General features: G+C 46.4%; 7 protein-coding genes, 1 tRNA gene, 2 rRNA genes and 1 pseudogene. All 11 read right to left on the bottom strand.

Annotated elements, in window-relative coordinates; translation table 11 throughout:
• Window positions 1-129: 129 nt before the first annotated feature.
• A 23S ribosomal RNA gene (locus tag NQZ91_09295) occupies window positions 130-3,032 on the bottom strand.
• Window positions 3,033-3,307: 275 nt separating this feature from the next.
• Window positions 3,308-3,380, bottom strand: a tRNA-Ala gene (locus NQZ91_09290).
• Window positions 3,381-3,463: 83 nt separating this feature from the next.
• Window positions 3,464-5,012: ribosomal RNA gene (locus tag NQZ91_09285) — 16S ribosomal RNA — on the bottom strand.
• The 16S and 23S rRNA genes sit together here with 1 tRNA gene alongside, the layout of an rRNA operon.
• Window positions 5,013-5,488: 476 nt before the next feature.
• Window positions 5,489-6,799 carry a ribosome biogenesis GTPase Der gene (der, locus tag NQZ91_09280; protein ID UUM57527.1) on the bottom strand — a complete coding sequence of 437 codons (1,311 nt, stop codon included), beginning with the start codon at window positions 6,797-6,799 and terminating at the stop codon, window positions 5,489-5,491.
• Between the two features lie 97 nt (window positions 6,800-6,896).
• Window positions 6,897-7,529 (bottom strand): annotated as a pseudogene (locus tag NQZ91_09275) (nitroreductase family protein).
• A complete protein-coding gene (gene dnaI, locus NQZ91_09270) occupies window positions 7,526-8,425 on the bottom strand; it encodes a primosomal protein DnaI (GenBank protein UUM57526.1) in 900 nt (299 codons plus the stop codon). The pseudogene NQZ91_09275 and the gene dnaI overlap by 4 nt, the downstream one beginning before the upstream one ends.
• Entirely contained in the window at window positions 8,425-9,585 is a 1,161-nt protein-coding gene (locus NQZ91_09265) for a replication initiation/membrane attachment protein (GenBank protein ID UUM57525.1), read from the bottom strand. Before NQZ91_09265 ends, dnaI begins: the two co-directional genes overlap by 1 nt.
• Window positions 9,572-10,063, bottom strand: coding sequence for a transcriptional regulator NrdR (gene nrdR / locus NQZ91_09260; GenBank protein ID UUM57524.1), 492 nt, complete (start codon window positions 10,061-10,063; stop codon window positions 9,572-9,574). Before nrdR ends, NQZ91_09265 begins: the two co-directional genes overlap by 14 nt.
• Window positions 10,064-10,144: 81 nt before the next feature.
• The gene (locus tag NQZ91_09255) at window positions 10,145-11,263 is read right to left on the bottom strand and encodes an AI-2E family transporter (GenBank protein UUM57523.1); all 1,119 of its coding nucleotides are present in this window, start codon (window positions 11,261-11,263) and stop codon (window positions 10,145-10,147) included.
• Window positions 11,264-11,336: 73 nt separating this feature from the next.
• Window positions 11,337-12,029 carry a winged helix-turn-helix domain-containing protein gene (locus NQZ91_09250; protein ID UUM57522.1) on the bottom strand — a complete coding sequence of 231 codons (693 nt, stop codon included), beginning with the start codon at window positions 12,027-12,029 and terminating at the stop codon, window positions 11,337-11,339.
• Window positions 12,030-12,106: 77 nt separating this feature from the next.
• Entirely contained in the window at window positions 12,107-13,531 is a 1,425-nt protein-coding gene (gene gndA, locus NQZ91_09245; GenBank protein ID UUM57521.1) for an NADP-dependent phosphogluconate dehydrogenase, read from the bottom strand.
• Window positions 13,532-13,599 lie beyond the last annotated feature (68 nt).

The following is a 13,599-nucleotide window of genomic DNA, read 5'->3' as shown; positions in this document are numbered from 1 at the left end:
GTTGAATTTTACTGTAATTGTATTCGAACTAAAAAGCTAGTGATTTAGATAAATCGCCTTGAAGTCTAACTGACTTCCGCGTTGATTTCCTAAAATCATACGCTTTTCTTAACGTTCTCATTACTTACTTTGGATAAGTCCTCGAGCGATTAGTATTGGTCCGCTACATGTGTCGCCACACTTCCACTTCCAACCTATCTACCTGATCTTCTCTCAGGGCTCTTACTGACATAAAGTCATGGGAAATCTCATCTTGAGGTGGGTTTCACACTTAGATGCTTTCAGCGTTTATCCCTTCCCTACATAGCTACCCAGCGATGCCTTTGGCAAGACAACTGGTACACCAGCGGTAAGTCCACTCTGGTCCTCTCGTACTAGGAGCAGATCCTCTCAAATTTCCTACGCCCGCGACGGATAGGGACCGAACTGTCTCACGACGTTCTGAACCCAGCTCGCGTGCCGCTTTAATGGGCGAACAGCCCAACCCTTGGGACCGACTACAGCCCCAGGATGCGACGAGCCGACATCGAGGTGCCAAACCTCCCCGTCGATGTGAACTCTTGGGGGAGATAAGCCTGTTATCCCCAGGGTAGCTTTTATCCGTTGAGCGATGGCCCTTCCATACGGAACCACCGGATCACTAAGCCCGACTTTCGTCCCTGCTCGAGTTGTAGCTCTCGCAGTCAAGCTCCCTTATACCTTTACACTCTGCGATTGATTTCCAACCAATCTGAGGGAACCTTTGGGCGCCTCCGTTACCTTTTAGGAGGCGACCGCCCCAGTCAAACTGCCCGTCAGACACTGTCTCCGATAGGGATAACCTATCCGGGTTAGAGTAGCCATAACACAAGGGTAGTATCCCAACAGCGCCTCCTCCGAAACTGGCGTTCCGGAATCATCGGCTCCTACCTATCCTGTACATGTGGTACAGATACTCAATATCAAACTGCAGTAAAGCTCCATGGGGTCTTTCCGTCCTGTCGCGGGTAACCTGCATCTTCACAGGTACTAAAATTTCACCGAGTCTCTCGTTGAGACAGTGCCCAAATCATTACGCCTTTCGTGCGGGTCGGAACTTACCCGACAAGGAATTTCGCTACCTTAGGACCGTTATAGTTACGGCCGCCGTTTACTGGGGCTTCAATTCAGATCTTCGCTTGCGCTAAACCCTCCTCTTAACCTTCCAGCACCGGGCAGGCGTCACCCCCTATACATCATCTTACGATTTAGCAGAGAGCTGTGTTTTTGATAAACAGTTGCTTGGGCCTATTCACTGCGGCTGCCTTTAAGACAGCACCCCTTCTCCCGAAGTTACGGGGTCATTTTGCCGAGTTCCTTAACGAGAGTTCTCTCGCTCACCTGAGGCTACTCGCCTCGACTACCTGTGTCGGTTTGCGGTACGGGTAGAGTATGATACAACGCTAGAAGATTTTCTCGGCAGTGTGACGTCACTAACTTCGCTACTAAACTTCGCTCCCCATCACAGCTCAATGTTACAGATACAAGCATTTGACTCATATCACACCTCACTGCTTAGACCGGCACTTCCAATCGCCGGCTTTAGTTAGCCTACTGCGTCCCTCCATCACTTCATACTCTAGTACAGGAATATCAACCTGTTGTCCATCGGATACACCTTTCGGTCTCTCCTTAGGTCCCGACTAACCCAGGGCGGACGAGCCTTCCCCTGGAAACCTTAGTCTTACGGTGGATGGGATTCTCACCCATCTTGCGCTACTCATACCGGCATTCTCACTTCTATACGCTCCAGCGCTCCTCACGGTACACCTTCATCGCCTATAGAACGCTCTCCTACCATACCACATTGTGGTATCCACAGCTTCGGTAATATGTTTTAGCCCCGGTACATTTTCGGCGCAGGGTCACTCGACTAGTGAGCTATTACGCACTCTTTGAATGAATAGCTGCTTCTAAGCTAACATCCTAGTTGTCTGTGCAACCCCACATCCTTTTCCACTTAACATATATTTTGGGACCTTAGCTGGTGGTCTGGGCTGTTTCCCTTTCGACTACGGATCTTAGCACTCGCAGTCTGACTGCCGACCATAAATCATTGGCATTCGGAGTTTATCTGAAATCAGTAAACCGAGATGGCCCCCTCATCCAAACAGTGCTCTACCTCCAAGATTCTTAATGTCGACGCTAGCCCTAAAGCTATTTCGGAGAGAACCAGCTATCTCCAAGTTCGTTTGGAATTTCTCCGCTACCCACAAGTCATCCAAGCACTTTTCAACGTGCCCTGGTTCGGTCCTCCAGTGCGTCTTACCGCACCTTCAACCTGCTCATGGGTAGGTCACATGGTTTCGGGTCTACGTCATAATACTAATGCGCCCTATTAAGACTCGGTTTCCCTACGGCTCCGTCTCTTCAACTTAACCTCGCATCATAACGTAACTCGCCGGTTCATTCTACAAAAGGCACGCTCTCACCCATTAACGGGCTCGAACTTGTTGTAGGCACACGGTTTCAGGTTCTATTTCACTCCCCTTCCGGGGTGCTTTTCACCTTTCCCTCACGGTACTGGTTCACTATCGGTCACTAGAGAGTATTTAGGGTTGGGAGATGGTCCTCCCAGATTCCGACGAGATTTCGCGTGTCTCGCCGTACTCAGGATACTGCTAGGTATAAAGACTATTTCGACTACGAGGCTGTTACTCTCTTTGGCGACCCTTCCCAGAATCTTCGTCTATACTCTTTAAGTCCACATTGCAGTCCTACAACCCCGAAGAGTAAACTCTTCGGTTTGCCCTTCTGCCGTTTCGCTCGCCGCTACTAAGGCAATCGCTTTTGCTTTCTCTTCCTGCAGCTACTTAGATGTTTCAGTTCACTGCGTCTTCCTTCTACTAGTCTTAACAACTAGTGATGACAGGCATCAACCTGCCGGGTTCCCCCATTCGGACATCTCTGGATCTACGCTCACTTACAGCTCCCCAAAGCATTTCGTCGTTTGTCACGTCCTTCATCGGCTTCTAGTGCCAAGGCATCCACCGTGCGCCCTTATTAACTTAACCTTATTAACCTAATTTTTTCAAAAATTAGAAATTGTACTCAGACTAGAAAACTAGTGATTTAGATAAATCCTCTTGTAGTCCTAAGACTACTGCGATGATTTCCTAAAATCATACGTTTTCTTTAACGTCTTCGTAACTTAATTAAACTCATTAAATATTCACAGCGTTTTCGGTTTATTTTCTTGTTACTATTTCTATATGTACTTTCATACATAAAGGAATGTTTGATAGATATTCAATTTTCAATGGACAAGTTTAACAACTTCCGTTGTTAATGGAGCCTAGCGGGATCGAACCGCTGACCTCCTGCGTGCAAAGCAGGCGCTCTCCCAGCTGAGCTAAGGCCCCGTACACCTTATGTGTCTTGGGTAGGTTTTTAACAAAACCTCTCAAAATTAAAGAAGACTAACGTACAGGTTCCTTATCCTTAGAAAGGAGGTGATCCAGCCGCACCTTCCGATACGGCTACCTTGTTACGACTTCACCCCAATCATCTATCCCACCTTAGGCGGCTGGCTCCTAAAAGGTTACCTCACCGACTTCGGGTGTTACAAACTCTCGTGGTGTGACGGGCGGTGTGTACAAGGCCCGGGAACGTATTCACCGCGGCGTGCTGATCCGCGATTACTAGCGATTCCGACTTCATGTAGGCGAGTTGCAGCCTACAATCCGAACTGAGACTGGCTTTAAGAGATTAGCTTGCCGTCACCGACTTGCGACTCGTTGTACCAGCCATTGTAGCACGTGTGTAGCCCAGGTCATAAGGGGCATGATGATTTGACGTCATCCCCACCTTCCTCCGGTTTATTACCGGCAGTCTCGCTAGAGTGCCCAACTAAATGATGGCAACTAACAATAGGGGTTGCGCTCGTTGCGGGACTTAACCCAACATCTCACGACACGAGCTGACGACAACCATGCACCACCTGTCACCTCTGCTCCGAAGAGAAACCCTATCTCTAGGGCGGTCAGAGGGATGTCAAGACCTGGTAAGGTTCTTCGCGTTGCTTCGAATTAAACCACATGCTCCACCGCTTGTGCGGGCCCCCGTCAATTCCTTTGAGTTTCAACCTTGCGGTCGTACTCCCCAGGCGGAGTGCTTAATGCGTTAGCTGCGGCACTGAGTCCCGGAAAGGACCCAACACCTAGCACTCATCGTTTACGGCGTGGACTACCAGGGTATCTAATCCTGTTCGCTCCCCACGCTTTCGAGCCTCAGCGTCAGTTACAGACCAGAGAGCCGCTTTCGCCACCGGTGTTCCTCCATATATCTACGCATTTCACCGCTACACATGGAATTCCACTCTCCCCTTCTGCACTCAAGTTTGACAGTTTCCAAAGCGTACTATGGTTAAGCCACAGCCTTTTACTTCAGACTTATCAAACCGCCTGCGCTCGCTTTACGCCCAATAAATCCGGACAACGCTCGGGACCTACGTATTACCGCGGCTGCTGGCACGTAGTTAGCCGTCCCTTTCTGGTAAGATACCGTCACTGTGTGAACTTTCCACTCTCACACACGTTCTTCTCTTACAACAGAGCTTTACGATCCGAAAACCTTCTTCACTCACGCGGCGTTGCTCGGTCAGGGTTGCCCCCATTGCCGAAGATTCCCTACTGCTGCCTCCCGTAGGAGTCTGGGCCGTGTCTCAGTCCCAGTGTGGCCGATCACCCTCTCAGGTCGGCTATGTATCGTCGCCTTGGTGGGCCTTTACCCCACCAACTAGCTAATACAACGCAGGTCCATCTCATAGTGAAGCAGTTGCTCCTTTCAAGCATCTACCATGCGGTAAATACTGTTATGCGGTATTAGCTATCGTTTCCAATAGTTATCCCCCGCTATGAGGCAGGTTACCTACGCGTTACTCACCCGTTCGCAACTCATCCGTCTAGTGCAAGCACCAGACTTCAGCGTTCTACTTGCATGTATTAGGCACGCCGCCAGCGTTCGTCCTGAGCCAGGATCAAACTCTCATAAAAAGTTTTGATTCAAACTCAAGCTATTGCTAGCTTTCCGTTTTATTGTTTTTGTTCATTGACGATTTATCCTTAGATAAATCACCCTGCACGTTTGGTTCGTCTTCTTTAATTTTCAAAGGTCTTGTTTGTCGCTTGCGACAACTATATCAGTATATCACATCCCTGATTTCCTGTCAACTACTTTTTGAAACTTTTTTTCGTTTATCCTTCATCAACAGTCCCTCGCGAGACAACTTCATTATTCTATCATCTATAGCTAATACTGTCAATAACTTTTTTCAAAAATTTTTAATTTTTTTCATCGACTAGGTTCTAAAAGCCTGATCAACAAATGCTTCAAATGATAGCTTGATTATTCTATCAGCTAAAGAGTCAATTGTCAATAAGGAAATTGGGTTTTAAGCTAAAGAGTCAATTGTCAATAAGGAAATTGGGTTTTAAGCAAAAAAGAAGACCAAGAGGTCCTCTCATGTGTGTTACTTCCGTTTCCGTGCAATCAAATGAATCGGTGTTCCTTCAAAGACGAAGGCCTTGCGAATTTGATTCTCCAAGAAACGCATGTATGAAAAGTGCATGAGCTCTTCTTCATTGACAAAGACCACGAAGGTTGGTGGCTTGGTCGCAACTTGGGTCGCATAGAAGATTTTCAAGCGTTTGCCCTTGTCTGTCGGTGTCGGGTTGATGGCAATGGCATCCATGATGACATCGTTGAGGACAGACGAAGAAATCCGCATATTTTGGCTCTCGCTGATAGCCTTAATCATCTCTGGCAACTTGTGCAAGCGTTGCTTGGTCAGGGCCGACACAAAGATAATCGGTGCATAGGACAGGTACTGGAATTGGTCGCGAATATCATCTTCCCATTGTTTCATCGTATGGTTGTCTTTTTCAAGCGTATCCCACTTGTTGACCACGATGATGATTCCCTTACCTGCCTCATGGGCAAAGCCAGCAATCCGCTTGTCGTATTCACGAATGCCTTCTTCAGCATTGATGACCATGAGGACCACATCTGAACGGTCGATGGCACGCATGGCACGCATGACTGAATATTTCTCGGTATTTTCATAAACCTTACCAGACTTACGCATCCCTGCCGTATCAATCATGGTAAATTCCTGACCGTCAGGATCCGTGAAATGCGTGTCAATGGCATCGCGGGTCGTACCAGCGACTGGAGAAGCAATCACGCGCTCTTCCCCCAAAATAGCGTTAATCAAACTGGACTTACCGACATTTGGTCGACCAATCAAGCTGAACTTGATAATGTTTGGATTTTCTTCAATCTCTTCATTTGGTAGGTTTTCAATGATAGCATCCAAGACATCCCCCGTACCAATCCCGTGGACAGATGACACAGGATAGGGATCACCTAGTCCAAGCGAATAAAAATCATAAATCTCATTACGCATCTCTGGGTTGTCGACCTTGTTGACCACCAAAATGACTGGCTTGTTGGTCTTGTAAAGGACGCGAGATACATACTCATCCGCATCGGTCACGCCCTCTTTTCCAGACACGACAAAGACAATGACATCAGCCTCGCTCATAGCAATATCAGCCTGGTGCTTGATTTGCTCCATAAAAGGGGCGTCTACATCGTCAATTCCTCCAGTATCAATGATGGAGAACTTGCGATTGAGCCATTCAGCAGTCGCATAGATACGGTCGCGTGTCACACCTTCCACATCCTCAACGATAGAAATGCGTTCCCCCGCAATCCGGTTAAATAATGTTGATTTACCAACGTTGGGACGTCCCACGATGGCAATAGTTGGTAGAGCCATAGCTCCTCCTCTTCTCTTACAATAATTTATTTTTTTCTAAAATAGCCTTGGTTTCAGCTTGTTCTGCCTGGCTAAATTGGGCTACAATCCGTTCTTACCACAATTCAGTCTGGCGGTCTCCAGCGTATACTGTCTGGATCTGATCGTAGGATTTGATGATTTCAATATCCTGCTCGACATACTCTTCCTCAAAGACAATTGCCTCTGTCGCCAAACGCGGTTTGACAGGATGAGCTTGAGCTGGAAGACCTAGTGCAATACAAAAAATCGGATAGGTATAGTCTGGTAAATTGAACAGCTCTGCCATTGCCAAAGCCTGATGACGAATCATGCCGATAAAGACACCGCCGTAACCTAGACTTTCCGCAGCAAGCAGGGCATTCTGACCAGCCAAAGACGCATCAACCGAGGAAATCAAGAGATTTTCCGTACCCTTGGCATCAAAATCGGTTCCGTGGAGTTCCGCTGCCTTGCTGGCACGATTGTGGTCGCCGACGAAAAACAGAATGGCCTTGGCCTGCAAGATAGCAGGTTGGGGCACCAAATCATACAGGGCCTGCTTTTTTTCCTCAGTCTGGATGACAATTATTGAGTAGGACTGGAAATTCTTCCAGCTGGAGGCAGCACGGCCAGCTGTGATAATAGCCTCTAAATCCGCCCGCTCAATCGGTTCATCTGTAAAACGGCGGACAGAACTATGGGCCAGCATCAAATCAATGGTTTCATTCATCGTCGGTTGATCCCTTTCAGGTGTAAATCTCGTGCCAAATAGCGAATGCGCTCCATGACACGTTTGGCCTGCCAGGTTTCATCACCAGACTTGCCAGAGGCGAAATGCCGCTCCAAATCATCAAGGGAGAAATTGGAAGTAAAGAAGGTCGGTAGATTTTCCTGCATGCGGTATTGAAGAATGACCTGTAGCACATCGTCACGCACCCACGGACTATGTTGCTCAGCCCCAATATCATCCAAGACCAAAACTTGAGCGGTCTTAATCTCGTCAATCTTATCCTTAACTGAACCGTCTTTGATGGCATTTTTTATATCCACCACAAAAGTCGGATAATGGAGCATGGTGGTCGACTGCAAATGCGTTTTAGACAAGAGATTAGCCAAATAAGCCATGAGATAGGACTTGCCAATGCCAAAATGACCGTAGATATAGAGTCCTTTGGGCTTTTCATCAAAGCGTTTGACAAAATCTGCAATGGCCAACATGATTTCCACCCGATTTTCATCGTTCTTATCAATGTCCGCCACCGTCACATTTTTCAGACTGGCTGGCATATTGATGAGCTGAATGCGATTTTTGATAGCTTCCAGACGACGATACTCAACCAATTCTGCCGTTTCCAAATAGGACACGTCCGCATAGCCCTCATTCATAATGAGAACAGGCTGGTAGCCCTTAGCCATATAACTTTCGTCTTGCTTGAGAAACTGGTCGCGCTGGCTGATATATTCCAAAAATTTGGAAATAGACAAGGTAATTTCCTGCTGTGTCAAACCTTGTTCTTTTATAAAGTCAGCCACATCTGCATCCGTTACAATCTCCTGGTAGAGTTCTTGATAGGACTTGCGACTAGGGTTGGCTGTTTGTGACAGCCTGTCTTGCACTGATTTCATCAGCCACCTCCTTGTGTTTCCATTTCTTCCAATTCGCGATAGAGGGCGGCTAGTTGGGCCTGTCCTTCTCTCGTTTGCTCTTGCTTAACTTCTTCCTTGCTCCAGTCCGGCACATTAGTTGCTGACACTTGCTTGTTCAGGACACTTGCCTTCTTGTTGTTTCCTGCTTTCAATTCCCTCAGATAAAGGACAGCTGCCTCTGCATTTCCAATCCCCTTATAGGAAAAATCATTGCCCAACTTGAGGGCGTATTTTTCATTCAGATTGGCCGAATCCACCTTATTAAAAGTATAAAGAACAAGGACATTGATAACTTCATCCAAGAGACCAATTTGAGCCAAATCTGTCAGGCACTTGCGCTCCGACTGGTTCACTGCTGCCTTTCTTTGTTCCTTAATGAAGACCAAAAATTCCAGACTAGACTTGGACTTGGCCTCACGAACGATGATTTTTTCCTGGTCTGTGAGCCCACTCGTTTGTTTAGCGGAGGCTTGGTCTGACTGTGACAGTCGTTTGGTCGAAATAACCTGGCCGATAGCCGTTTCCTTGACCTTGTGATAGGTTTCCAACCAGGTCCAGCCGGACCGCTCTGCTATGTGACTAAGAGCAATCACATCGTCCGTCTCATCCTGAAATCGTAGCTGGTCCTTGGCCATCATAGCCTTGAAGGCTGACCAGTCAAAGTCCCTCTTACTCTTAACTACAGGAGAAATCTGTCCTTCCACATCGAAAACGTCTGAGAAAGATTTGGAAACATTCTTATCCTGGCTAGGGCTGGCGGGTATGAGATTCTCCACAGAAACCTCGCCAATTCTTTGCTCAAGAAGATGCCTATACAAGGGCTTGCCTAAAAATTCTCCGACGCTTAAAGGAGGCATTAGCTCTAGGCCCCTAGTCTCGTCAAGCTGATAAATCTTCAACAGACCCACTGCTGACAGAATATCCAGCGCCTGCTGCAAGCGATGAAAGCCAACATTCATGTGATTTAGAATGCTAGTCCATTGGTAACGCCCCTGCCCCGAGTCACCAAAACTATATAAATAGTAATACAGCGCTAGCGCATCCAAACCGATGATGGGCTGGTAACATTTGCTCAGACTGATTACATCAGGTGCAAAATTCCCAGCTTTCAGATAGGTAAAGGGATCATTTGGTTTCATCTTTGGCACCTGGTTTCACTTTTGACCCCTTAGAAATCATCTGCTTGAGCAAGTTTTCTAACTCACCAACATCTTTGAAAGAGCGATAGACAGAGGCAAAGCGTACATAAGTGATTTCATCTAGTTCAACCAATTCTTCCATGACCAAATTGCCGATAAAGTCACTTTCTACTTCGCTATCATTTTGGGCTCGAACCTTTTGTTCTATTCGATTGACCACCTGATCAATATCACCGGTTGATACTGGACGTTTCTGAGCCGAACGAATAATGCCATTAAAGATTTTCTCTCTCGAAAATTGCTCACGGGTGCCGTCTTTTTTAACGACTACTAGTGTTTTTTCCTCAATTCGCTCATAGGTGGTAAAACGCTGACCACATTGGTCACAGGAACGGCGACGACGGATGGTATTCCCATCTTCTGCCTGGCGACTATCAACAACACTTGACTTCAAACTCTGACACTTTGGACAACGCATACTCTTTCTCCTACTTTGCTTTTATCACTTCAGTATAGCATAAAATAATCAAAAATAAAAGAAAGCGATAAGCACGCTTTCCTAAGCACTTTCAATCTGGTCATCCAAGCGATGGTGAACCCATTCCCTGACCAGACGGTAAATGACCGCAAAAATTGGTGTGAAGAAGACCATTCCTAGAAGGCCAAACAAATTTCCACCAATCAGGGCTGCAGCCAGGGTGAAGAGGGTTGGCAGACCAACCGACTGTCCAACTACACGCGGATAGATGATATTCCCCTCAATCAATTGAATGATTTGGAAGAGAACAATAGACCACAGAGCCAACAAAGGATTTTGTACCGCCACAAAGAGGGCACTAATCAGGCAGGCTGTAAATGGACCGATATAGGGAACGAAGGATAGGACCCCTGCCAAAATACCGGCCATGCTAGCATAGGGGATACCAGAAAGTCCATAGCTGACAAAGACCAAGACCCCAATAATAACGGCCTCTACAATTTGGCTCATCAAGAATTTATCATAGGTATCTATCACAACTTCCCCGACGTAGTTGATCAGACGAACTGCTTTCTGTGGCAGAGTAGCCTGCAAGAGTTTCCCCGTCATGGACTGCAGATGTTCCTTGCTTCCCAGGATAGCCAAAGTGAAGAAAAAGGCCATAACCAGGGTCATTGTGTTGGAAAAAATGCCTGTAACATTGGATACCAGATGAGACAGAACCGGAGTGACAATACTAGAAATAAAGTCTAGATTCCTAAATTGTTCAATAAAACCTGCAATCTGGTCACCAATCTGGCCAGACAAGAAACCATTGGACTCCAGAAAATCCGTAAGGGCTGTGACCGATTTTGGAATAGCCGTCCGGCTGACGGTTACTAGCTCTGAAACTGTCTTGGTCAGGGTTGGCAAGACAATCAGAACCAAACCTGTCACAATCATCACAAAGGCAATGAGGACCCCTACAATGGCCAAACTACGGCTGGATTTTTTCAAAAAAGCAACCTTTTCAAGCTGTTCTTCCAGCTTTTTCATAGGTACATTCAAGATGAAAGCAATGATTGCTCCAATGAAGAGAGAGTTCATACTTGCTAGGACAAGCTTAATAATAGCGTACAAGGCCGACCAATTAAGGACAGCTAAGAGGATTGCACCCGCCAATAAAATTAGCAAGGCCTTTTCTTTAAATGACGAATTCATAATTACTCCTTAGATTTCTTACTAACAATACTAACACAAGCCCAGCAAAAAAGAAAGGACAAGCCTTTCTTACTTAGTCACGCATGGCATATCCAACACCGCGAACTGTCTTGATATAGGACGGTTTTCCAGCTACATCCAATTTCCCACGCAGATAGCGGATATAGACATCTACCACATTGGTTTCCGATGATGTCGCCTCGTATTTCCAAACCCGCTCTAACAATTGTTCGCGAGTGACAGGCTCAGGACTATTCATCAGTGTCGCCAGGAGATCGTACTCTCGACGAGTCAGGTTAATCAGCTCATCTCCACGGGATACCGTGCGATTTTGAAAATCGATTTTCAAATCTCGATAAGCAGCCTGCAAGGGAACCTGAGTACAATGATTGTCAATAAAATCCCGACCACGGAAAATAGCTGAAATCTGCTCGACCAATTCGCTGATGACAAAGGGCTTGACCACATAGGAAACCGCATAGGACAAGACTTCCTCACCATGCTCATCCACATCTGCCGAATCAATAGCCACAATCAGGACGGATGCAGGTTTGATAGCTAATAACTGCGTGGATAATTCCTTACTGGACATATCTGACAGCTGAAAACTCATGAGAATCAAATCAAAATCCGTCTCATGCGCCAAGGACAAAGCCTCCTGGCCAGTAGAAGCATAGTCCACCAAATAGTCCTTCTTCTGCAATTCCATGGAAACAAAATGCGAGAGATTGCGCTCACGACCTGCAATCAAAATTTTCTTAGCCATAATATCCTTATCTAATCGAAAGTTTCAAGACCATTTCAGTCAGAAAGAAGGGCGCTTGCACGCCCTACTTCTATTATTTATTTTTCGCTATACCAATCATAGTGGAAGACACCCTCTTTGTCCTTACGGTTGTAAGTGTGGGCACCAAAATAGTCGCGTTGTGCTTGGATCAAGTTTGCTGGCAAGTTCTCAGCGCGGTAGCTGTCAAAGTAAGTAATGGCTGCTGAGAAGGTTGGCACAGGAACACCTGCTTGAATTGCCAAGGCAACAACGTCACGGACAGCTTGTTGGTACTTAGCTGTTACGTCAAGGAAGTATTCATCCAAGAGCAAGTTTGCCAAATCTTCATCACGTCCATAAGCATCGGTAATCTTTTGCAAGAAACGAGCACGGATGATACAACCTGCACGCCAGATTTTAGCGATTTCGCCAAATGGCAAGTTCCAGTTGTTTTCCTTAGACGCCACGCGCAATTGCGCAAAACCTTGTGCGTAAGACATAATTTTTGAGAAGTAAAGAGCTTGACGGATTTTTTCTACCAACTCAGCCTTATCGCCGTCATAGGCAAATGGTGCTGGTTTTGGAAGGACCTTGCTAGCTGCCACACGCTCATCCTTGTAGGTTGAGATATAACGGGCAAATACAGATTCTGTGATGAGTGACAATGGCACACCCAAATCAAGTGATGATTGGCTAGTCCATTTACCAGTACCCTTATTACCAGCCGCATCCATGATATAGTCAACGATTGGCCCTGCTTGACCGTCATCATCCTTACGTTGCAAAATATCCGCAGTGATTTCAATCAAGTAGCTGTCCAATTCACCCTTGTTCCACTCAGTAAAGATGTCAGCCATTTCATCTACCGAAAGACCAAGCAGGTGTTGCATGAGGTCATAAGACTCAGCAATCAACTGCATGTCGCCATACTCGATACCGTTGTGGACCATTTTTACATAGTGACCAGCGCCATCTGGGCCGATATAAGTCACACATGGAGCGCCGTCCTCTGGAGCTTTTGCAGAAATTTCTTCCAAGACATCCGCTACTAATTCGTAGGCTTCTTTTTGACCACCAGGCATGATAGACGGACCTTCAAGGGCACCTTTTTCACCACCGGACACACCTGTACCGATGAAATTGATGCCTGAATTTGCCAATTCTTTTGAACGGCGAATGGTATCTTCGTAGAAGGTATTTCCGCCATCAATCAAAATGTCTCCTTCATCCAAGTGTGGCAAGAGAGATTGAATAGTTGCATCTGTACCAGGCCCTGCTTGAACCATGAGCATGATACGGCGTGGTTTTTCGATAGATGCGACAAAACTTTCCACATCATAGCTTGGTACCAAGTTTTTGCCTGGGTTGCTAGCTACCACATCTTCTGTCTTATCAGCAGAGCGGTTGTAAATGGCTACTGTGTAACCACGTGATTCAACGTTAAGAGCAAGGTTACGACCCATAACGGCCATCCCTACTACACCAAAGTTTGCTTTTGTCATGTATACTAACTCCTATAATTACTATCTTCTATTATACACCGAAAAGAGTCTAGTGGCAAGAATTTTCT

Origin of the sequence: Streptococcus suis (assembly GCA_024583055.1) — a bacterium.
GTDB classification, from domain to species: Bacteria; Bacillota; Bacilli; order Lactobacillales; family Streptococcaceae; genus Streptococcus; species Streptococcus suis_V.
This window is presented reverse-complemented; position numbering and strand designations above follow the sequence as displayed.

Coding starts and splice junctions, on each gene's coding strand:
- der (UUM57527.1), bottom strand. CDS start 6,799: ATGGCTCTACCAACTATTGCCATCGTGGGACGTCCCAACGTTGGTAAA.
- dnaI (UUM57526.1), bottom strand. CDS start 8,425: ATGAAATCAGTGCAAGACAGGCTGTCACAAACAGCCAACCCTAGTCGC.
- NQZ91_09265 (UUM57525.1), bottom strand. CDS start 9,585: ATGAAACCAAATGATCCCTTTACCTATCTGAAAGCTGGGAATTTTGCA.
- nrdR (UUM57524.1), bottom strand. CDS start 10,063: ATGCGTTGTCCAAAGTGTCAGAGTTTGAAGTCAAGTGTTGTTGATAGT.
- NQZ91_09255 (UUM57523.1), bottom strand. CDS start 11,263: ATGAATTCGTCATTTAAAGAAAAGGCCTTGCTAATTTTATTGGCGGGT.
- NQZ91_09250 (UUM57522.1), bottom strand. CDS start 12,029: ATGGCTAAGAAAATTTTGATTGCAGGTCGTGAGCGCAATCTCTCGCAT.
- gndA (UUM57521.1), bottom strand. CDS start 13,531: ATGACAAAAGCAAACTTTGGTGTAGTAGGGATGGCCGTTATGGGTCGT.